Origin of the sequence: Streptomyces kunmingensis, assembly GCF_039533535.1 — a bacterium.
Taxonomy (GTDB): domain Bacteria; phylum Actinomycetota; class Actinomycetes; order Streptomycetales; family Streptomycetaceae; genus Streptomyces; species Streptomyces kunmingensis.
In genome coordinates, this window is sequence record NZ_BAAATS010000006.1 from 479,693 (window position 1) to 499,265 (window position 19,573).

A 19,573-nucleotide genomic window follows, 5' to 3' on the forward strand; every position below is an offset into this window, starting at 1 on the left:
CCGGCGGGGAGGGCGGGTTCAGACGGTCCAGTCGAGGATGACCTTGCCGCCGCGGCCGCTCGCCGCGTCGTCGAAGGCCGCGTCGAAGTCGGTGTGCGCGTACCGGCCCGTGATCACCGGGGCGAGGTCGAGGCCGCCTTCGAGGAGGACCGACATCGCGTACCAGGTCTCGAACATCTCGCGGCCGTAGATGCCCTTGATGGTGATCATCGAGGTGACGATCCGGGCCCAGTCGACGGCGAACTCCTGCGCGGGCAGACCGAGCATGGCGATCTTGCCGCCGTGGGTCATGTTGGCGAGCATGTCGCGCATCGCGCCCGGGTTGCCGGACATCTCCAGGCCGACGTCGAAGCCCTCGCGCAGGCCGAGCGTGCGCTGGCCGTCGGCGATGGTCGAGTCGGCGACGTTCAGGGCGAGGCTGACACCGATCTTGCGGGCCAGCTCCAGGCGTTCGTCGCTGACGTCGGTGATCACGACGTGGCGGGCACCGGCGTGCTTGGCGACCGCGGCCGCCATCAGGCCGATGGGTCCCGCGCCGGTGATGAGGACGTCCTCGCCGACGAGCGGGAAGGACAGCGCGGTGTGCACGGCGTTGCCGAACGGGTCGAAGATCGCCGCCACATCGAGGTCGACGGGGACGCGGTGCACCCATACGTTCGACGCGGGCAGGGCCACGTACTCGGCGAACGCGCCGTCGCGGCCCACGCCGAGGCCGACCGTCGCGCGGCACAAGTGGCGCCGCCCGGCGAGGCAGTTGCGGCACTTGCCGCACACGAGGTGGCCCTCGCCGCTGACCGTGTCACCGACGGCGATGTCGGCGACGTCCCGGCCGGTCCCGACGACCTCGCCGACGAACTCGTGGCCGACGACCAGCGGCGCGGTGACCGTCGACCGCGCCCAGCCGTCCCAGTCACGGATGTGCAGGTCGGTGCCGCAGATCCCGGTCCGCAGCACCTTGATCAGTACGTCACCGGGGCCGATGGACGGCTCGGGTACGTCCGTCAGCCACAGTCCCGGTTCGGCCTTCTCCTTGACCAGCGCCTTCAACGGCTCGGCTCCTGTCGTCGCGCACCCGGACAGGGCGAAGCCGCCCGGGCACGGGATAAGGGTGGAAGAGTGAGGGTGGCGGCCGTCCGCCGCCGCCCCCGACTCTTCCGTACCGTGGCGCCCGGGTCCATCGAGGATTTCTTAAGCGCTGCCGCAGCTTTCCTTCAGGCGCAAGCCGGCCAGAGCCCGAGGCCGCGCCGGAGCCGGGTGCCGCGACGGTCACACCAACAGGCCCCCACGTCCACGCACCACCTCCATCAGCTCCCCGGCCGAGGCTTTGATCGTGGCGAGTCCGGCTCTCCCCCAGGGGCGAGGGGCCGTGTCCACCACGCATACGGTGCCGAGCGCGAGGCCCGTCCAGTCGTCGAGCAGCGGTGCACCCAGGTAGGAGCGGATTCCTATCTCGTCGACCACAGGGTTGCCCGCGAACCTCGGGTAGTCGCAGACGTCTTCGAGGACGAGTGCTTTGCGCCGCACGACCACATGGGGGCAGTAACCGTGATCGCGCGCCATGTAGCGGGCCGTCGCGCCGTCGCCCGCCCCGGCGGCGACCGCGCCCAGGTCGTCGCCGCGCTGGTTGCCGTCGGGGGTGTGCAGCCCCGCGAAGAACTGCCGGTTCTCGTCGATGAAGTTGACCATGGCGTAGGGCGCTCCGGTCACCTCGGCGAGCCGGTCGGCGAACAGGTCGAAGACCGGTTCCGGGCGCAGCCCCACGTCGAGGGCGCGCAGCCGGTACGCGCGCTCGGGGCCCTCCCGGTCGACCGGGGTCAGCAGCAGCCGCCCGGTCGCGTCGTAGGTCATCCGTGCGCTCCCCGGCCGGCGTCCGTCACGTGTGTGCCCCGAACCCGCTGGCCGTCGGGGCGGCGTGCGCCAGCAGGTGCCGGACCAGCATGAGCAGGGTCTGGATGCCGGAGCTGGAGATGCGCGCGTCGCAGCGGACCACGGGCACCTGGGGGTCGAGGTCGATGGCGGCGCGCACCTCCTCGGGTTCGTAGCGGTAGCCGCCGTCGAACTCGTTGACCGCCACGATGAACCCCATGCCGCGTTCCTCGAAGAAGTCGACGGCGGCGAAGCAGTCCTCGAGGCGGCGGGTGTCGGCGAGGATCACCGCGCCGAGAGCGCCCTCGGAGAGTTCGTCCCACATGAACCAGAAGCGCTCCTGGCCCGGTGTGCCGAAGAGGTACAGCACATGTTCGGGGTCGAGGGTGATGCGCCCGAAGTCCATGGCGACGGTCGTCTCGACCTTGTTCTCGATGCCGTCGAGGTTGTCGGTCGCGGCGCTGACGGTGGTGAGCAGCTCTTCGGTGCTGAGTGGAGCGATCTCGCTCACCGCGCCGACGAAGGTCGTCTTGCCGACCCCGAACCCGCCCGCCACCAAGATCTTCAGTGCGGTGGGAAAGGGGTCAGAGCTGTCGTCGTAGTCCATCGAGCACTGCCTCCAGTAGGGACCGGTCAGTGGGGTTGTCGTGGAACGTGGGGGGCTTGGTGGTGACGGCCCCGCAGTCGACGAGGTCGGACAGAAGGACCTTGGTGACGGCGGCGGGGAGGCCGAGATGACCGGCGATCTCGGCGACCGACGTGGGGTGCGCGCACAGTTCGAGCGCCTGGCTGTGCTCCGGCCCGAGGTAGCCGAGGGGGGTCGCCCCTGTGGCCATGACGAGGGAGAGCAGATCCATCGACGTGGTGGGCCGGGTGCGCCCGTTGCTGATCGTGTACGGGCGCACGAGCCGGCCGGCCGCGCCGTCGAGCCAGGGCCCGTCCTGCGGGGCCGACACTCTCAATTCCTCATCGCCGTGGGCTCGGCCGCGTGCTGACGGGGTGCGGTCATCAGGTAGGGGCGCACGCTCTTGACGAGCATGGCCATCTCGTAGCCGAGGACGGCGGCGTCGGCCTCCCGTCCGGCGAGCACGGCGAGGCAGGTGCCGGAGCCGGCGGTCGACACGAACAGCAGGGTGGAGTCGAGTTCCACCACCACCTGTCGTACGTCGCCGCCGTCACCGAACCGCAGTCCTGCGCTGCGGCCGAGCGAGTAGAGACCGGAGGCGAGGGCCGCCATGTGGTCGGCGCTGTCGGCGTCGAGTCCGTGCACGGACTTGACGAGACCGTCGGAGGAGAGCAGCACGGCGCTGTTCGTGTGGGGGACGCGCTGGACCAGGCCGCTCATCAGCCAGTCGAGATCGGACACATGACCCGTCGGCACATCGCTCGCCATGGGGGATCGACTCCTTGGTGGACTGCTCGGTGTGGTGCTGGTCGGGGGGACGGGGAGGGGCGGGGCGGGGCCCGCCGGGTATCACCCCGGGGTGCGGGGTCGCCCGGGCAACGGTCATCCGGCGCTACCGCCCGCGCCGCCCCCGGCGCCCGGCGCCTCACCGGGCAGCTCGCGCGGTTCGGCCGCTTCGGCGAGGGTGATCCCGCGCTGGAAGGCGGCCATGAGCCCGGGGTCGTGGCCGGCCGGCGGTTCGTCGTCCTGGCGTGGTGCGGGGCCGCCGCGCAGTTGCGGGGCGAGGTGTTCCTGGGCTCTGCGCCGCGGGAGCCGGGGGCGCTCCATGGTGCCGCGGACCGTGCCGTTGACCGCGAGGGGCGGCGGGGGCTGCTCGGGGCTCTGCCGGTCCTCGGGGCGGATGCCGGGCACGGCGTCGGCGGGGGTGAGCCGCGGGCCGCCCGCATGGCGCTGCGGGAGGGGCGCGGCGCCGGGCGCGCCGGGCGGCGGCTGCTTCAGATGCAGCTGCTGGAGCCGCTCCGTGGAGGGCTGATCGGGGCGCGGGCGCGGCACGGCGGTGATGCCTCCGTGCAGCGGGGCGGGGGCGGGTGTGACGCCTCCGGGCAGCGGGGCCGGGGCGGGTGTCATGCCTCCGGGCAGCGGGGCCGGGGCCGGTGTCATGCCTCCGTGCAGCGGGGCGGGGGCGGGTGTGATGCCTCCGGGCAGCGGGGCCGGGGCGGGTGGCGCCGAGGGCGCGTCGTCTCGTGTGTCGCCGGAGTGTCCGAGCGCGCTGTGGCCGTCGGCGATCGCGGCCCCCGGCGCCAGCACGCTGTCGGCGGTCGCCGCGGCGGCGGCTCTGCGCACGTGCGGGACCTGCTCGCCCTGGTCCATGCCGAGCAGTCCCTGCGGCAGTACGAGGACCGCCTGGACTCCCCCGTAGATATTGGTGCCGAGCCGTACGGTGATGCCGTGCCGCCGCGCGAGCTGCGACACCACGAAGAGGCCGATGCGCCCGTCCTGGAGCAGGCTGTCCACGTTGACCTGGTCGGGGTCGGCGAGCAGCGCGTTCATCTTGTTCTGTTCGGTGACGGGCATGCCGAGGCCGCGGTCCTCGACCTCGATGGCGAGGCCGGACGTCACCAGGTTGGCGCGGAGCAGGACCTGGGTGTGCGGGGCGGAGAACACCGTGGCGTTCTCGACGAGTTCGGCGAGCAGGTGGATGCAGTCCGCGACGGCGTGCCCGCGCAGGGTGCCGTCGATCGGCGGCACGAGCTTGACCCGCGAGTACTGCTCGACCTCGGCGATCGCGGAGCGCATCACCTCGGTCATGGAGACGGGGTGGCTCCACTGGCGCCGGGAGACGGCGCCGCCGAGCACCGCGAGGTTCTCGGCGTGCCGCCGGATGCGGGTGGCGAGGTGGTCGACGTGGAAGAGGCCCTTGAGCAGGTCGGGGTCCTCGACGTCGTTCTCCAGGTCGTCGAGGATGGAGATCTCGCGGTGCACCAGGGACTGCAGGCGGCGGGCGAGGTTCACGAAGACCTCGACCTTCTGCCGGCTGCCCGCCTGGCTGGACAGCCGGGTGGCCTGGACGACGGCGGTGACGGCGACGTCCTGGGCGCGGGTCAGATCGGCGGCGAGCTGGTCGAAGTCGTCGGCACCGGGCGCGGGCGCTTGAGGGGCGCGGCGCGGTGGCGGTCCTTCGCCCTTGCGCAACTGCTCGACGAGGCTCCGCAGTTCGGCCTGGCCCCGGGCGGTGGTGCGGCGCAGTGCGAGGACGCGGTCGCGGACGGTCGCGGCGGCACGGTCGGCGGCGACGGCCGCGATGACGATGCCGGCGACGGTGACGAGGCAGGCGCCGGCGAGCACGCTCCACAGGGCGGGGCCGGGCCGGGCGCCGGTGGACCGTACGGCGAACAGGACGGCCGCGGACGCGCTGAGCGCCACCGCGACCGGCGGCAGCACGGCGAGGCGCAGCAGCTGGGGCCGTATGTGGGTCTCGGCCGGGCGGGGCGCGGTCCGCCCGGCAGGCCTGCCGTGCCGGCCGCCTTCGCGACGGTCTGCGCGGGCGGCCGGCTGGCGAAGCTGAGACATACGGCGTCCTCGTCCTCGGTTCTCTCGGGGTTCGGGGCAGGTCGGGGCGACGGCAGGGATGTTCGACCGGGCGTCGCACGGCGAGCACTCACCGTAGTCAGCAACGGCTCATGTGCGAGGGGCAGTTGCCAAAGTCCGGTGGCTGACGTCCCGCTCTGGTATGAACCCTCGAACGGCCGGCCGATTACGACGCCGTACGCGCGGTGACCGCGCCCCGTCAGCATCCCGCCAGGGCCGGGCCGCCGGCCGTCAGCGTCGCGTCATGAGGGGGCAGGGCCCCCGCCACCCCGGGCATAGCGTCAGCAGCGACGTCCCGGCCCCCGTGATCGCGGGGGCGTTCGTCGCTTCTACTTCGCGAGAGTTCCCGAGGAGTCCCATGAACGACCTGCTGTGCGGTGAGGATCCGGAACCCGCCGAACGTGCCCCGGCCGGGCCGCTGCACGTTCCGGTCCGGCCGGGGCCCGCGGGGTGCGCCGCCCGCCTGTTCCGCACCCCGCTCGGTGAGCGCACCGCCGTCGGGTTCACCAGCCACGCGCGGCTCGTCGCCGCGCTGGGCCGGGACCAGCTCTGGGTCGAGCTCGGCGAACCCGCGCTGCGGGCCCTCGCCGCGCCCCTCGGCGTCACCGCCGTCACCGTCGACCCGGTCTTCGCCGCGCCGATGACCGCGGCGCCGCTCACCCGCACCGTCGATCCGGCCTTCGAGGACCGGCGCCGCCGTCGTCGCACACGCCCTCGCCCCGCGGAGCCGCTGAACAAGGGAGTCCGTACGTCATGACCGTCACGCACCCGCACGCTCCCGCCCCCGCCGCCCTGGACGATCTGTCGGTGTGGCCCGCCTCCACCGCCCGGGGGCCGCACGGCGACCTCACCGTCGGCGGGGCGTCGCTCGCCGAGGTCGCGGAACGGTTCGGCACACCGGCGTACGTGCTCGACGAGGCCGAGGTGCGGGAGCGCTGCCGCACCTACCGCGCCGCGTTCCCGGACGCCCACGTCCTGTACGCGGCCAAGGCGTTCCTGTCGCGGGCGATGGTCCACTGGGTCGGCGAGGAGGGCCTGGGGCTCGACGTGTGCTCGGCCGGCGAACTGGAACTCGCCGTCACCGCGGGCTTCCCCGCCGAGCGGACCGTGCTGCACGGCAACGCCAAGTCGCCGCACGACATCGAGGCCGCCCTGCGCCTGGGCGTCGGCCGCATCGTCATCGACAGCCCGGCCGAGATCGCCCGGCTCGCCGCCGCCGTCGGCCCGGACGGGCACCAGAAGGTGATGGTGCGTGTCGTGCCCGGCATCGCCGCCGGAGGCCACGAGAAGATCCGCACCGGCACCGACGACCAGAAGTTCGGCCTGTCCCTGACCGACGGCTCCGCGCACCACGCGATCGCCCGGATCCTCGACCAGCCGCAGCTCGAACTCAGCGGCCTGCACTGCCACTTGGGCTCACAGATCACCACGGTCAAGCCCTACGTCACCGCGGTGCGCCGGATGGTCGGGCTGCTGGCCCGGATCCGTGACAGCCACGGCGTCGTCCTGCCGGAGCTCGACCTGGGCGGCGGCCACGGCATCGCCTACCGCCCCGGCGAGGAGTCCCTGGACCTCACCGCGCTGGCCCGCCGGATGCGCGGCGAACTCGTCGAGAGCTGCGCGCGCGCCGGGCTGACCGTGCCGCGGCTGCTGATCGAACCCGGGCGGGCGATCGCCGGACCCGCCGGGATCGCCCTCTACCGTGTCCTCGCGGTCAAGCACACCGGCGCGAAGGTGTTCGTCGCCGTGGACGGCGGCATGAGCGACAACCCGCGGCCCGCTCTGTACGGGGTCCGGTACGCCCCGCGTCTGATCGGCCGCCGCTCCACCGCTGCGGCGACCCTGACGACCGTGGTCGGGCGGCACTGCGAGGCGGGCGACGTGCTGGCCGCCGATGCCGAGCTGCCGGGCGACGTCCGCCCGGGCGACCTGCTGGCCGTCCCCGTGACGGGCGCCTACCACCTCTCGATGGCCTCCGGCTACAACCTGGTGGGCCGCCCGCCCGTGGTCGCCGTCGCCGAGGGGCGTGCCCGGCTGCTGGTACGCCGCGAGTCCCTCGACGACTACCGCAGCCGGGACATCGGCTTGTAAGAAACAGTCCGTGCGTCTAGGGGCCGGGCCCCGGTCAGCGATCGCCCGCCAGGTCCAGCTCCGTGGCGGCCGGTCCGCTGTCCGTCAGGCTCGGCGCCGCCCGGCGCCAGGGGCGCTCGACGGGGGCGGACACGCCGCGCCACCAGGCGTCGGCCGGCACGTCACCGCCCGGCTCGAACGGCTCGCCGGGTCTCGGCGTGGCCAGGGTCTGCCCGGCGTCCCGCGCCACGTCGATGGACCATTCACCGGGCTCGGCCCATGCGTGGGGCGCCAGATTGAACGTGCCCCAGTGGATGGGCATGAGCACGCCGTGCGGCCGCCCGCCCTGTAGATCGAGGTGGGCGCGCAGCCCTTCCTCCGGGGTCATGTGGATGTCGGGCCAGAAGTCCGAGTACGCGCCCACCTGGATCATGGTCACGTCGAACGGGCCGTGCTCCGCGCCGATGTCCGCGAAACCCTGGAAGTAACCGGTGTCACCGCTGTGGTAGATCCGGTGCTCAGGGCCGGTCACGGCCCAGGACGCCCACAGCGTGTGCTGGGGGTTGCGCACGCCACGGCCGCAGAAGTGCCGGGCGGGCGTCGCCGTCAGGGTCACGGCGCCGACCTCGGTCGACTCGTTCCAGTCCAGCTCGCGCAGCCGGTCGGCCGGGACGCCCCAGTGCTCCAGGTGTGCGCCGACGCCGAGCGGCACGGCGAAGACGGTGTCCGTCCCCGCGAGCGCCTTGATCGTGGGCATGTCCAGATGGTCGTAGTGGTCGTGCGAGATGACGACCACGTCGACCGGGCCGAGCGCCGCGAGGGGCAGCGGCGCGGGGTGCAGCCGCTTGGGCCCCGCGAAGGCGAACGGGGAGCAGCGCTCGCCCCACACGGGGTCGAAGAGCACCCGGACGCCGTCGATCTCGGCGAGCACGCTGGAGTGCCCCATCCAGGTGATGCGCAGCCCGCTCGCGGCCGGTTTCGACAGGTCGGCGAGGGTCGTGGCGTGGACGGGGACGGTGCCCAGCGGAGCGCGCCGGGCGCGCTCCTCCTTACGGAAGTAGACCTTCGCGAAGTCGAGCATGGAGCCGTCGGGCCGGGTACGGGCCCCCAGCGGGTTCTGGAACTGCCCGTCGGCGAAGTTCGGTGACTTGCGGATCCGCTCCAGGCGCGCGCCGGTGGCCTCGGCGCCGAACGCGGCAGGCTGCAGCGAGCGCAGTCCGGGACTCAGGGAACGTGGCACAACGCCTCCTGTTGATCGATCAGGGTGTTCCATTATGTGCCGCACCTACGACAACGCGTCGCACCGCCCCTGGGACCATGCGGCCCGGACCGGTCCGGCCCCGCCGGTCCCCGCCCGCACCGCCCCCGAGGAGTTCCCATGACCAGCCCCGCGCCCGCCGCCTCTCCCGCGAAGCCGCTCATCGAGCTGACCTGGACGGACCATGTCACGGGCCGCACCGGCTACTTGGTGGTGGACCGGCTGGTGCGCGGCGTCTCCAGCGGCGGCCTGCGGATGCGCCCGGGCTGCACGCTCGCCGAGGTCGCGGGGCTCGCGCGCGGCATGACGATGAAAGAGGCGCTGCACTACGACCCGCAAGGGCGGTACATCCCGCTCGGCGGCGCCAAGGGCGGCATCGACTGCGACCCGCGCTCACCGGAGGCGTACGGCGTCCTGGTGCGCTATCTGCGGGCCATGCGGCCGCACATCGAGTCCTGCTGGACGACCGGCGAGGATCTGGGACTGACCCAGGACCTGGTCGACAGGGCGGCCGCGGAGGCGGGGCTCGTCTCCTCGATCCAGGCGGTGTACCCGCTGCTCGACGACGAGCGGGCGGCCCGCGCCCGGCTCGCGGCCGCGTTCGCGCTCTCCGTCGACGGGATCGGCCTGGACGAACTCGTGGGCGGCTGCGGTGTCGCCGAGTCGGTGCTCGTCGCGCTCGACCGCGCCGGGCTCCCGTACGAGGGCACCCGGGTCGCGCTCCAGGGCCTGGGCACCATGGGCGGTGCCACGGCACGCTTCCTCTCCCGGGCGGGTCTGAAGGTGGTCGCGGTCGCCGATCTTAAGGGCACGGTCGCCCACCCCGACGGGCTCGACGTGGAACGCCTGCTCGCCGCGCGCGACGCGTTCGGCACGGTGGCGCGCTCGGCGCTGCGTCCCGGTGACCGCGAGCTGCCGGGCGACGCCTGGCTCTCGGCCGACGCCGAGGTGCTCGTACCGGCTGCCGTCTCGTATGCGATCGACGCCGCGAACCAGGAGCGGATCACGGCGCGGTGGATCGTGGAGGCGGCCAACATGCCGGTGCTCGCCGACGCCGAGGAGTTGCTCGCGCGGCGCGGGGTGACCGTCCTGCCGGACGTCGTCGTCAATTCCGGGACCAACGCCTGGTGGTGGTGGACGCTGTTCGGTGACATCGGCGCGGACGCGGACGAGGCGTTCGCCCACACGCGGCGTTCCATGCGCGCCCTGATCGGTCAGGTGCTGGCGCGCGCGGAGGCCGACGGGACGACCCCGCGGGCCGCCGCGCACGCCCTCGTCGCCGACCGGCTGCCCGTCATCGCGGAGCGTTTCGGCTGGTACCGGTGACGGCGCCGCCCGGCGCGGCGTCAGTTCAGCTCGTACACCGCCGTCACGCTCACCGCGTCCTCGATCTCCCCGGCCGCCACCGGGACCTTCCCGGCCGCCTGGTCGAAGGCCATCGCGGGGACGGCCACCGGCCGGGGGCGGCCGCTCGTCGTCTCTTCGAGCGAGACGAGCCGGCCGAGCTTGTGACCGCTCGCCTTCGCGTACTGGACGGCCTTCTCGTGCGCGTCGGCGTACGCGGCCGCCCGGGCCGCGGACCGCAGCCGGCCGGGGTCGGCGATGTCGAAGACGACGGAGTCGATCCGCACGTCGTCGCCGGTCGCGTCCGCGATCGCCTGGATGAGCGCGCCGGTCCGGTCCAGGTCGCGGACCTTGACGGTGAAGGACTGGGTGGCCCGGTAGCCGGCGACCCGGGTGGCCGCGCCCGGCTCGGGGCCGGTCTCGTAGACGGCCGACGTCGCGAGGCTCTCCGTACGGATGTCCCGGTCGGCGACGCCCGCCTCGCGCACGGCGGCGAGCAGCGCGTCCGCCGCGCGGCTCTGCGCCGCCAGGGCGTCCTTCGCGGTGGGCCCGTTCGCCTCGACGCCCGCCGTGACGATCGCCATGTCGGGTTCGGCAGTGGCGCGGCCCTCGCCGGTGACGGTCAGGGTCGCGGGCTTCGGCGCCGCGGCGGCGGCCGCGTGCGGCGCCGCCTGGGCGGCTACGGCGGGTACGGCCGGCAGTACGAGGGCGAGCAGGGCGCCGGCGAGCACGGCGCTGCGGCGGGAGCGTACGGACATGGGATCGGGGTCCTTCCCGGTCGGGCCCGCCGACGCGGCGGGCGGCCGACATCCCAGCACCCGCACCCGGCCAGGCGAGGCACGCCACTCCGCCCGTCACCCCTAAGAGAACCCGCAGTACCTCTGGAAGGTGACCAGGAGGCGCAAGGAGAGTGGCTCGGCCTCCGGAAGGCGGCTAGGAAGCGGATTCCAGGTGCATCTTGATGAGGTGCGGGTCCACGAAGCCCTTCGCCTGCACGCGGTCCCCGGAGGACTCGCCGCGCAGCCGCCGCCCGATCCACGGCACCAGGAACTCCCGCGCCCAGTGGATGTCGTCGCGCCGCACCTCGAACGTGCCGCGCGGCGGCAGGAGCGGCCAGGCCTGCTCGGGGTCGGCGGGGACGTCGATGCCGAGCGCCTGTCCCGCGCGCAGGGCGACCCGGGTGTGGCCCTCCGCGGACAGGTGGAGCCGGTCCTCGTCCCAGGCCCGGCGGTCCTGGATGGACCTGAGGGACCACAGGTCGAGCATCGCGCAGCCGTGCCGGTCGGCGATGGCCCGCACATGCATGTTGTACGTGGCGATCTTGCCGCGCAGATGCTTGAGGACGGCCACGTCGCGGGTGTCGAAGCCGGTGGCCACCATGACGGTGCCGGCGGCCTCGGCGAGGCGTGCCACGGCCTTCTCGAAGCGTTCGGCCACGTCGTCCGGGTCGGTGCCGGGCCGGATGATGTCGTTGCCGCCGGCGACCAGGGTCACCAGGTCGGGGGCGAGTTCGACGGCGCGCGGGACCTGGTCCTCGACGATCTGGTCGAGGAGTTTGCCGCGCACGGCGAGGTTCGCGTACTGGAAGGTGTCCTCGGCCACGCGGTCGTCCAAGAGGACGGCGAGCCGGTCGGCCCACCCCACGAAACTGCCGTCGGGCCCGGGGTCCCCGACGCCTTCGGTGAAGCTGTCCCCCACCGCCGCGTAGGACCGAATCGTGCCGATGCTGAGTGATCTCGATTCGTTTGCCACGACCACACATCTTTCACCTTGAGGTGTGACCTACGCCAACGTAACCACGGGTTGACGAGCGGTGAGAAAACGCACTCGGCCCCCGGGGAATAACCCCGGGGGCCGAGTGGATCGCGCGAGACGCACGCGGTGCGGGTGGCTCAGATGCTGACGCCGTGCTCGCGCAGGTAGGTCAGCGGGTCGATGTCGGAGCCGTAGTCCGGCGAGGTACGGATCTCGAAGTGCAGGTGCGGCCCGGTGACGTTGCCGGTCGCGCCGGACAGGCCGATCTGCTGGCCGGCGGTGACGGTCTGCCCGGCCGAGACACCGATCGAGGACAGGTGGGCGTACTGCGAGTAGTCGCCGTCGGCGTGCTTGATGACGACCTCGTTGCCGTAGCTGCCGTCCCAGCCGGCGGAGACGACCGTGCCGTCGCCGACGGCCTTGACGGTGGTGCCGGTGGAGACCACGAAGTCCGTGCCGGTGTGGTAGCCGCTCGACCAGGAGGAACCGGAGGCGTGGTACGCGGTGCCGACGGAGCCGTCGACGGGCTTCACGTAGTCCGCGGTGCCCGTGCCGGTGCTGTCGCCGGTGCTCGACGCGGTGGTGGAGGCGGTCTTCGCGGCGCCGTCCAGCGTGAGCTTCATGCCGGGCTGGATGAGTCCGGCGTCGGAGCCGACGACGCTCTTGTTGGCCTCGTACAGCTTCTTCCAGCCGCCGTCGACGTCCTGCGCCTCGGCGATTCTCGAGAGCGTGTCACCGGCCTTGACCGTGTACGTCTTCGCGTCGGTCGAGGCGGCGTCGCCGGTCGCCGCGTGGGCGCCGGTGGCGCCGATGAGCGGCAGGGCGAGCGCGGCCCCGCCGGCCGAGGCCACGGCGGCGGCGCGAGTGATGCGCTGGGTCTTCGAACGGCGGTGCTTTCCCTTTGCGGGCATGGCGCTTTTCCTCTCCGTCGCCTACGAGGTGAGCTGTCGGGTTCGGGCTGGAGCTGCCCGGCCGCGCCCGGTTCACGGACACGGCTTCACCCCTAGCCGCATGGGGAATTCCCGCGGCGTACTGCCTGTGGGTCCCCCGCTCCTGCCGTCACGGGTCGTTGTTCGGAATCCGGGCGGCGGCAGGACTAGGCGTTCCGTCCGGATGGAGTGGTGACAGTAAGCCGACGAGAAAGGCGGCGACAAATGTCGAATTCACCGACGAGGCCGCTTTCTTGATCGACTGAGAGTTCCCTGTGTCACCCTGCGTCGATGTCCGCGCTTTGCCAGCGCCTTACCTTCTGGAATTCCCGAGGAAGAAATCCGGGACGGCCGCCACGGACGGTCACGAATATGAGCCTGCTCACGCGAACCGCACAATCCCCTTTGATAAATGGATAGTTAATACCAAAGCGGATAGAACGGACAGATAGTTGCCCCGGGAACCCATGTCGTATCGTCAGACGCGCGCCCGCAGACGCGCGCCCACCGACGAGCAACGCCGGTGACCCGACCGGGAGGAGCCCCCGTGACGCAGCACGCCCCGTCCACCGAGCCGGAGCTGTCCGGAGTGCGCAACTTCCGTGATGTCGGTGGCCTTCCGACCGTGGACGGCCGGCGCGTGCGTCCGGGTGTGCTCTACCGCAGCGGCCATCTCGCCCACGCCACGGCCGAGGACGCCGCGTTCCTCGCGGGCCTCGGCCTGCACACCGTCTTCGACTTCCGCAACGCCGCCGACCAGCGGCTCGAGGGCGCCGACGTCGAGCTGCCCGGGGTGCGCAACGTGAACCTGCCGCTCTCCGACCCGGCGGACGGCGCCGAGTTCTGGCAGATGGTCCGCGACGGCGACATAGAGCAGCTGCGCACCCTGCTGTCCGAGGGCCGCGCGGCGAACCGCATGATCACGTCGTACCGCACGATCATCTCCCAGCGCACCGCAGAGCACAGCCGCGTCCTGCACGCCCTCGCCGAGGAGAGCGTGCCCGCGCTGATGCACTGCGCGGCGGGCAAGGACCGGGCGGGCCTGTCGATCGCGGTGACGCTGCTCGCCGTCGGCGTGGAGCGCGAGGCCATCGAGGCCGACTACCTGGAGTCGAACGCCAAGCACCGCCGCTACAAGGTGCGCCGCAGCGCCACGTCGGGCGACGCCTACTCCCCCGAGGTCATGGAGCTGCTCAGCCCGCTCTTCGACGCCCGCGCCGCGTATCTGCACGCCGCCTTCGAGACCATCGACCAGACCTGGGGCACCACGGACCGCTACTTCGAGGAAGGCCTGCGCTTCAGCGCGGCCGACCGCGAGCGGCTGCGCGAGCGGCTCCTCGACTGACTCCCCGACGGACCCGGGTCACTGGCCGCCACCCAGCGTGAACAGCATGTAGATGAAGGCCGCGAGGGCGTGTCCCGCGAAGACGTAGACCAGGACCCGCACCCAGATGCCGCGCGGCAGCTTGTCCTCGATGTCCCGGCGGCGTGCGGGCCGTGCTTCGGCTTCGGTGGTGTGCTCGGTCGCGTCGCTCATGGTCAGACCTCCCGGATCGGGCCGGCCGCCGGGCCGAGACACAGCGCGGCGGTCGGACTCTGCAGCAGGGTGTGTACGAAGAGGAGCTCGGCCCCGCCCCGGTCCGCGGCGGCGATCCGGTGCGGGGTGAGCGAGTCGAAGTGCGCGCTGTCCCCGGGGTCGAGTCGGTGGGACGTGTCCCCGAGGCGCAGCCGCAGCCGTCCCTCGAGGGCGTAGAGCCACTCCTCGCCCGGGTGCACGCGCACGATGTCGCCCTGTGATCCGTACGGCACGTGGACCCGCAGGGCCTGCATGCCGCGGCCGGCGGAACCGGCCTGGAAGTACGTCCAGCCGCCTGCCTCGGTCGCCTCCATGGCGCCGCCCCTGATCACGGCGTCACGGTCGGCGGGGGTCTCGCCCAGGAGTTCGGAGACGGTCGTACTGTAGATACGGGCGAGCGCGAGCAGCATCGGCAGCGACGGCTGGCGCTGTCCGGTCTCCAGCCGCGACAGATGCGCCGGCGACAGACCGGCGGAGCGGGCCGCGACCTCGAGGGTGAGGGCGGCGCGACGGCGCAGGGCACGCAGCTGGGGCGCGACGGCGGGCAGCTCCGAGGGGACCGGAGCCTCCTCCGGGAGGGCAGGGCTCATACACTTGATTACGCCAGAGCCCTGCCTCGCAGGCAAATTTCTTGCCTCCGAGGCAAAGCCCGCTCAGGCACCGCCCCGGCGAACGGTGAGGGCGCGGGTCAGCGGTTGGCGACCGCCTGCTTGATCAGTGTCCTGCCGAAGTCCCACATCAGCCCGCCACCGCTGTGCGCGTCGTCCATCACGGCGGTGAACGCCTCCACGAACCGGTCGACGTCGGCCTCGTCCACGACCAGGGGCGGGATCAGCTTGATGACTTCGAGGTGATCGCCGGAGACCTGCGTGAGGATCCGGTGCTTCTGCAGCAGCGGCACGACCACCATCTGCGCGAACAGCCCCTTGCGCGCGGCCTGAAGCATGGCCCAACGACTGCGCAGCTTCAGCGACTTGGGCCTGCCGAACTCGATGCCGATCATCAGGCCGCGCCCGCGGACGTCGCTCAGCAGCTCGTAGCGGTCGACGAGCGCGGTGAGGCGGGCCGTCATCAGCTCGCCCATGGCCCGGGCGTTCGCGACGGTCTCCTCGTCCTCCATGACGTTCAGGACGGCGAGTCCGGCGGCCATGGCCTGGGCGTTGGCCCCGAAGCTCGCCGAGTGGACGAGGACGCGGTCCATGGACGAGTAGACCTTCTTGAAGATCCAGTCCTTTCCGATCGTCGCCCCGACCGGCACATATCCGCCGGACAGCGCCTTGGCGACGCAGACGAGGTCCGGCTCGACACCTTCCTCGTGCTGGTAGGCGTAGAAGTCGCCGGTGCGGCCGAGGCCGGTCTGCACCTCGTCCGCGATGAGCAGCGCCTTGTGCCCCCGCAGGAGTTCCTGCGCGGCCCGCAGATAGCCGGGCGGCGCCTCGTGCACGCCCTTGCCCTGGATCGGCTCGACGATGAGCCCGGCGACATCGCCCTTCTTCAACTCCCGTGCCAGCGCGTCGAGATCGCCGAGAGGGACGGCCGTGTCGGGCAGCAGCGGCGCGAATCCGTCGCGGAATCCGTCCTCGCCGTTGACCGAGAGCGAGCCGGTGGTCAGACCGTGGAAGGCGTGCGCGCAGTACAGGACGCGCGGCTTTCCCGTGGCGTACCGGGCGAACTTCAGCGCGGTCTCCACCGCCTCCGTCCCGCTGTTGCCGAAGAACACGCGGTCCAGGTGCGGGCTGTGCGTCAGCAGCTTCTCGGCGAGCAGTCCCGGCAGCGGCTGGCAGTCGAATCGGGTCAGGTCCGCGAGGGAGGCGTCGAGGACGTCGTGCAGCGCCTTGCGGACGACGGGGTGGTGGCGCCCGAGTCCCATCACGCCGAAGCCGGCGAGCATGTCCAGGTAGTCGTTGCCCTCCGCGTCCCAGAAGTGCGCACCCTCGGCCCGCTCGTACACCTTGTCGAAGCCGATGGTGTGGAGCATCTTCGGCAGCTGGTGGTTGAGGTACTTGGTGTGCAGCTCGTACCGTTCGGCGCCGCGCTCGGCCAGCAGCTTGCCGAGGTCGAACTCCTTGCTCATACGTCGTTCTCCTTGCCGACCTTTTCGGATGCGCTGGCTTTGGTGCCGGCTTTGATACTTGCTTCGGTACTTTCTTTGATACTGGCTTCTGCGCCGGCTTTCGCCTTCAGGCTCGTACTGATCCGGCCCGCGATCTCCACCGGCGTCAGTCCGATGTCGGCGAGCACCTCGGCCCGTTTCGCGTGTCCCAGGAACTGCTCGGGTATGCCGAACCGCCGTACGGGCACGTCGACTTCGGCCTCGCCGAGCGCCAGGGCGACGGCCGAACCGACGCCCGCGGCCCGGCTGTTGTCCTCGACGACCGCGACGAGCTCGTGCGCGGCCGCCAGTGGCGCGAGGCCGGGGTCGACCGGCTTGACCCAACGCGGGTCGACGACCGTGCAGTTGACGCCCCGCGCCTCGAGGAGTTCGGCGGCCTGGAGGCAGACGGGCGCCATGACGCCGACGGACACGAGCAGGACGCGGGGCGCGTCCGCGCGGTGCAGTACGTCGAGGCCGCCGATCCGGTCGACCGCGGGAACCGGCACCCCCACGGACTCCTTGGGGAAGCGCAGCATGGTCGGCGCGTCGTCGACGGCGACGGCTTCCCGCAGCTGCGCCCGGAGCTGTTCGGCGTCGCGCGGGGCGGCGATCCGCAGGCCCGGCACGACCTGGAGCACGGACAGGTCCCACATGCCGTTGTGCGAGGCGCCGTCGACGCCGGTCACCCCGGCCCGGTCGAGCACAAAGGTCACCCCACAGTTGTGCAGCGCGACATCCATCAGGAGCTGGTCGAAGGCCCGGTTGAGGAAGGTGGCGTAGACGGCGACGACCGGGTGCAGGCCGCCCGTCGCGAGGCCCGCGGCGGAGACTGCGGCGTGCTGCTCGGCGATCCCGACGTCCCAGACCCGGTCCGGGAACTCCTGCGCGAACCTGGTCAGGCCCACCGGGTGCAGCATGGCCGCGGTGATCGCGACGACGTCTTCGCGCTCCCGCCCGATCGCCGCGATCTCGTCCCCGAACACCGACGTCCAGGACGGCCCGTTGGACGGAGCGAGCGGCTCGCACGTCAGCGGGTCCATCACCCCCACGGTGTGGAAGCGGTCGGCCTCGTCGGCGAGCGCGGGCTCGTACCCCCGCCCCTTCTCGGTCAGGCAGTGCACGAGGACCGGGCCGTGGAAGCGCTTGGCCCGGCGCAGCGCGGACTCCATCGCGCCCACGTCGTGCCCGTCGATCGGCCCTACGTACTTCAGGCCGAGGTCCTCGAACATGCCCTGCGGGGCGAACGCGTCCTTGAAGCCCTTCTTGGCGCCGTGCAGGGACTCGTACACCGTGTGCCCGACCACGGGTGTGCGCAGCAGTACGTCCTTGCCCCAGGCCAGCACCTTCTCGTAGCTGTCCGTCGTGCGCAGGGTGGCGAGGTGGTTGGCGAGGCCACCGATGGTCGGCGCGTACGAGCGCTCGTTGTCGTTGACGACGATGATCAGGGGGCGGTCCTTGGCGGCGGCGATGTTGTTCAGCGCTTCCCAGGCCATGCCGCCGGTCAGCGCGCCGTCACCGATGACGGCGACCACGTGCCCGCGCTCGCCCTGCACCTGGCGCGCCTTGGCGAGTCCGTCGGCCCAGCCGAGGGCGGTGGAGGCGTGACTGTTCTCGACGATGTCGTGCTCGGACTCCTCGCGCGAGGGGTAGCCGGAGAGCCCGCCCTTGCCGCGCAGCTTGGAGAAGTCCTGCCGTCCTGTCAGCAGCTTGTGCACGTAGCTCTGGTGGCCGGTGTCCCAGACCAGCCGGTCGACGGGCGACTCGAAGACCCGGTGCAGCGCGATGGTCAGCTCCACCACGCCCAGGTTGGGTCCGAGGTGACCGCCGGTCCTGGCGACCGCGTGGATCAGGAACTCTCTGATCTCCGCGGCCAGTTCGCCGAGCTCCTCCTCGCTCAGCGCCTTCAGGTCGCGCGGCCCCCGGATGGTTTCCAGAATCGTCACGTTCGAGCCCCCTTCCCGTTCGAACTCAAGAACTCAAGAACTCAGAACCCAGAGCTCAGAACCCGGAACTTCGGATTCAGCTCACGGTGACGCCGGGCGCACCCGACGCGACGCCGTCCTTCTCCATCTGCTCGGCGATCTTCATCGCCTCTTCGATGAGCGTCTCCACGATCTTCGACTCGGGCACGACCTTGATGACCTCGCCCTTCACGAAGATCTGCCCCTTGCCGTTGCCGGAGGCGACTCCGAGATCGGCCTCGCGGGCCTCGCCTGGGCCGTTCACGACGCATCCCATGACGGCCACCCGCAGCGGCACTTCCATGCCGTCGAGTCCGGCGGTCACCTCGTCGGCGAGCTTGTACACGTCGACCTGGGCCCGGCCGCACGAGGGGCAGGACACGATCTCCAGGCGCCGCTGCCGCAGGCCGAGCGACTCCAGGATCTGGATGCCGACCTTGACCTCCTCGGCGGGGGGCGCGGACAGCGAGACGCGGATGGTGTCGCCGATGCCCTCGGAGAGCAGCGCCCCGAACGCCACGGCGGATTTGATGGTGCCCTGGAAGGCCGGGCCGGCCTCCGTCACCCCGAGGTGCAGCGGATAGTCGGACGCGGCGGCGAGCTGCCGGTAGGCGTTCACCATCACCACGGGGTCGTTGTGCTTGACGGAGATCTTGATGTCGCGGAACCCGTGTTCCTCGAAGAGGGACGCCTCCCACAGGGCCGATTCGACGAGCGCTTCCGGCGTCGCCTTGCCGTACTTCACCAGCAGCCGCCGGTCGAGCGATCCGGCGTTGACCCCGATCCGGATGGGTGTGCCCGCGTCGGACGCGGCCCGCGCGATCTGCTTCACCTGGTCGTCGAACTTCTTGATGTTGCCCGGGTTCACGCGCACCGCCGCACACCCGGCGTCGATGGCCGCGAACACGTACTTCGGCTGGAAGTGGATGTCCGCGATCACGGGGATCTGCGACTTGCGCGCGATCGTCGCGAGGGCGTCCGCGTCGTCCTGGGTGGGGCACGCGACCCGCACGATCTGGCAGCCGGAGGCGGTCAGTTCGGCGATCTGCTGGAGCGTGGCCCCGATGTCGGAGGTCCGCGTCGTCGTCATCGACTGCACGGACACCGGTGCGCCGCCTCCCACGGCCACCGGTCCGACCTGGATCCGACGGCTCACGCGCCGCTCGGCCAGTGGTCGGACCGGTACCTCGGGGAGGCCCAGTGAGACTGGTTCTCCGGAACTCATG

General features: G+C 72.0%; 19 protein-coding genes and 1 riboswitch. Of the genes, 4 read left to right on the top strand and 15 right to left on the bottom strand.

All coding sequences use genetic code 11. The annotated features are described in order from the left end of the window. Positions 1–18: 18 nt before the first annotated feature. From tdh to ABD366_RS10405, 6 genes are all read right to left on the bottom strand, one after another. Positions 19–1,047, bottom strand: coding sequence for an L-threonine 3-dehydrogenase (tdh, locus tag ABD366_RS10380; RefSeq protein ID WP_324772490.1), 1,029 nt, complete (start codon positions 1,045–1,047; stop codon positions 19–21). A 219-nt stretch (positions 1,048–1,266) separates the two neighbouring features. Continuing rightward, positions 1,267–1,848 carry a GAF domain-containing protein gene (locus tag ABD366_RS10385; protein WP_324772489.1) on the bottom strand — a complete coding sequence of 194 codons (582 nt, stop codon included), beginning with the start codon at positions 1,846–1,848 and terminating at the stop codon, positions 1,267–1,269. Between the two features lie 25 nt (positions 1,849–1,873). Next, positions 1,874–2,473 (bottom strand): GTP-binding protein, encoded by a 600-nt coding sequence (locus ABD366_RS10390; protein ID WP_324772488.1) that lies wholly within the window; start codon positions 2,471–2,473, stop codon positions 1,874–1,876. Continuing rightward, complete coding sequence (locus ABD366_RS10395; RefSeq protein ID WP_324772486.1) at positions 2,451–2,822, bottom strand: DUF742 domain-containing protein; 372 nt, start codon at positions 2,820–2,822, stop codon at positions 2,451–2,453. Before ABD366_RS10395 ends, ABD366_RS10390 begins: the two co-directional genes overlap by 23 nt. Before the next feature lie 2 nt (positions 2,823–2,824). Then, the gene (locus tag ABD366_RS10400) at positions 2,825–3,259 is read right to left on the bottom strand and encodes a roadblock/LC7 domain-containing protein (protein WP_324772485.1); all 435 of its coding nucleotides are present in this window, start codon (positions 3,257–3,259) and stop codon (positions 2,825–2,827) included. 114 nt (positions 3,260–3,373) lie between these two features. Continuing rightward, positions 3,374–5,341, bottom strand: a complete 1,968-nt coding sequence (locus ABD366_RS10405; protein WP_324772484.1) for a sensor histidine kinase — start codon at positions 5,339–5,341, stop codon at positions 3,374–3,376. Between the two features lie 376 nt (positions 5,342–5,717). On the opposite strand from ABD366_RS10405, the gene ABD366_RS10410 reads away from it, so the two are divergent. Then, positions 5,718–6,116, top strand: a complete 399-nt coding sequence (locus tag ABD366_RS10410; RefSeq protein ID WP_324772483.1) for an SAV_915 family protein — start codon at positions 5,718–5,720, stop codon at positions 6,114–6,116. Then, the gene (lysA, locus tag ABD366_RS10415; protein ID WP_324772482.1) at positions 6,113–7,450 is read left to right on the top strand and encodes a diaminopimelate decarboxylase; all 1,338 of its coding nucleotides are present in this window, start codon (positions 6,113–6,115) and stop codon (positions 7,448–7,450) included. The genes ABD366_RS10410 and lysA overlap by 4 nt, the downstream gene beginning before the upstream one ends. A gap of 34 nt (positions 7,451–7,484) precedes the next feature. Here the strand turns inward: lysA and ABD366_RS10420 are convergent, their stop codons facing one another. After that, on the bottom strand, positions 7,485–8,669 hold the full coding sequence (locus ABD366_RS10420) for an MBL fold metallo-hydrolase (RefSeq protein ID WP_344441523.1): 1,185 nt from the start codon (positions 8,667–8,669) through the stop codon (positions 7,485–7,487). A 138-nt stretch (positions 8,670–8,807) separates the two neighbouring features. Here ABD366_RS10420 and ABD366_RS10425 point away from each other — a divergent pair, with 138 nt between their 5' ends. Beyond that, positions 8,808–10,013, top strand: a complete 1,206-nt coding sequence (locus ABD366_RS10425; RefSeq protein WP_324772480.1) for a glutamate dehydrogenase — start codon at positions 8,808–8,810, stop codon at positions 10,011–10,013. 20 nt (positions 10,014–10,033) lie between these two features. On the opposite strand, the gene ABD366_RS10430 is transcribed toward ABD366_RS10425, so the two are convergent. The 3 genes from ABD366_RS10430 to ABD366_RS10440 all read right to left on the bottom strand — a co-directional run bounded on the left by ABD366_RS10430 (position 10,034) and on the right by ABD366_RS10440 (position 12,697). After that, a complete protein-coding gene (locus tag ABD366_RS10430; RefSeq protein WP_324772479.1) occupies positions 10,034–10,789 on the bottom strand; it encodes an SIMPL domain-containing protein in 756 nt (251 codons plus the stop codon). Between the two features lie 175 nt (positions 10,790–10,964). Continuing rightward, positions 10,965–11,783, bottom strand: a complete 819-nt coding sequence (locus ABD366_RS10435; protein ID WP_324772478.1) for an SGNH/GDSL hydrolase family protein — start codon at positions 11,781–11,783, stop codon at positions 10,965–10,967. Between the two features lie 140 nt (positions 11,784–11,923). After that, a complete protein-coding gene (locus ABD366_RS10440; protein ID WP_324772477.1) occupies positions 11,924–12,697 on the bottom strand; it encodes a M23 family metallopeptidase in 774 nt (257 codons plus the stop codon). Positions 12,698–12,700: 3 nt separating this feature from the next. After that, positions 12,701–12,865, bottom strand: a riboswitch (cyclic di-AMP (ydaO/yuaA leader). 397 nt (positions 12,866–13,262) lie between these two features. Here ABD366_RS10440 and ABD366_RS10445 point away from each other — a divergent pair. After that, positions 13,263–14,060, top strand: coding sequence for a tyrosine-protein phosphatase (locus tag ABD366_RS10445; protein ID WP_324772476.1), 798 nt, complete (start codon positions 13,263–13,265; stop codon positions 14,058–14,060). An 18-nt stretch (positions 14,061–14,078) separates the two neighbouring features. Here ABD366_RS10445 and ABD366_RS10450 read toward each other — a convergent pair whose 3' ends face one another. The 5 genes from ABD366_RS10450 to ispG all read right to left on the bottom strand — a co-directional run bounded on the left by ABD366_RS10450 (position 14,079) and on the right by ispG (position 19,572). Further along, positions 14,079–14,252: a DUF6126 family protein gene (locus ABD366_RS10450; protein WP_324772475.1), complete on the bottom strand. Its 174-nt coding sequence runs from the start codon at positions 14,250–14,252 to the stop codon at positions 14,079–14,081. Between the two features lie 2 nt (positions 14,253–14,254). After that, entirely contained in the window at positions 14,255–14,881 is a 627-nt protein-coding gene (locus ABD366_RS10455) for a helix-turn-helix domain-containing protein (RefSeq protein WP_324772474.1), read from the bottom strand. 98 nt (positions 14,882–14,979) lie between these two features. Next, a complete protein-coding gene (locus tag ABD366_RS10460; RefSeq protein ID WP_324772473.1) occupies positions 14,980–16,365 on the bottom strand; it encodes an aspartate aminotransferase family protein in 1,386 nt (461 codons plus the stop codon). Beyond that, the gene (gene dxs / locus ABD366_RS10465) at positions 16,362–18,329 is read right to left on the bottom strand and encodes a 1-deoxy-D-xylulose-5-phosphate synthase (RefSeq protein WP_324772472.1); all 1,968 of its coding nucleotides are present in this window, start codon (positions 18,327–18,329) and stop codon (positions 16,362–16,364) included. Before dxs ends, ABD366_RS10460 begins: the two co-directional genes overlap by 4 nt. Before the next feature lie 76 nt (positions 18,330–18,405). Next, positions 18,406–19,572 (bottom strand): flavodoxin-dependent (E)-4-hydroxy-3-methylbut-2-enyl-diphosphate synthase, encoded by a 1,167-nt coding sequence (ispG, locus tag ABD366_RS10470; RefSeq protein WP_324772471.1) that lies wholly within the window; start codon positions 19,570–19,572, stop codon positions 18,406–18,408. Between the last annotated feature and the right edge of the window lies 1 nt (position 19,573).

What these genes read in the sequence shown, in the direction of transcription:
- ABD366_RS10460 (WP_324772473.1), bottom strand. Translation starts at nt 16,365, where the DNA reads ATGAGCAAGGAGTTCGACCTCGGCAAGCTGCTGGCCGAGCGCGGCGCC.
- ispG (WP_324772471.1), bottom strand. Translation starts at nt 19,572, where the DNA reads ATGAGTTCCGGAGAACCAGTCTCACTGGGCCTCCCCGAGGTACCGGTC.
- ABD366_RS10430 (WP_324772479.1), bottom strand. Translation starts at nt 10,789, where the DNA reads ATGTCCGTACGCTCCCGCCGCAGCGCCGTGCTCGCCGGCGCCCTGCTC.
- ABD366_RS10385 (WP_324772489.1), bottom strand. Translation starts at nt 1,848, where the DNA reads ATGACCTACGACGCGACCGGGCGGCTGCTGCTGACCCCGGTCGACCGG.
- lysA (WP_324772482.1), top strand. Translation starts at nt 6,113, where the DNA reads ATGACCGTCACGCACCCGCACGCTCCCGCCCCCGCCGCCCTGGACGAT.
- ABD366_RS10390 (WP_324772488.1), bottom strand. Translation starts at nt 2,473, where the DNA reads ATGGACTACGACGACAGCTCTGACCCCTTTCCCACCGCACTGAAGATC.
- ABD366_RS10400 (WP_324772485.1), bottom strand. Translation starts at nt 3,259, where the DNA reads ATGGCGAGCGATGTGCCGACGGGTCATGTGTCCGATCTCGACTGGCTG.
- ABD366_RS10410 (WP_324772483.1), top strand. Translation starts at nt 5,718, where the DNA reads ATGAACGACCTGCTGTGCGGTGAGGATCCGGAACCCGCCGAACGTGCC.
- ABD366_RS10455 (WP_324772474.1), bottom strand. Translation starts at nt 14,881, where the DNA reads ATGAGCCCTGCCCTCCCGGAGGAGGCTCCGGTCCCCTCGGAGCTGCCC.
- ABD366_RS10440 (WP_324772477.1), bottom strand. Translation starts at nt 12,697, where the DNA reads ATGCCCGCAAAGGGAAAGCACCGCCGTTCGAAGACCCAGCGCATCACT.
- ABD366_RS10450 (WP_324772475.1), bottom strand. Translation starts at nt 14,252, where the DNA reads ATGAGCGACGCGACCGAGCACACCACCGAAGCCGAAGCACGGCCCGCA.
- ABD366_RS10405 (WP_324772484.1), bottom strand. Translation starts at nt 5,341, where the DNA reads ATGTCTCAGCTTCGCCAGCCGGCCGCCCGCGCAGACCGTCGCGAAGGC.
- ABD366_RS10425 (WP_324772480.1), top strand. Translation starts at nt 8,808, where the DNA reads ATGACCAGCCCCGCGCCCGCCGCCTCTCCCGCGAAGCCGCTCATCGAG.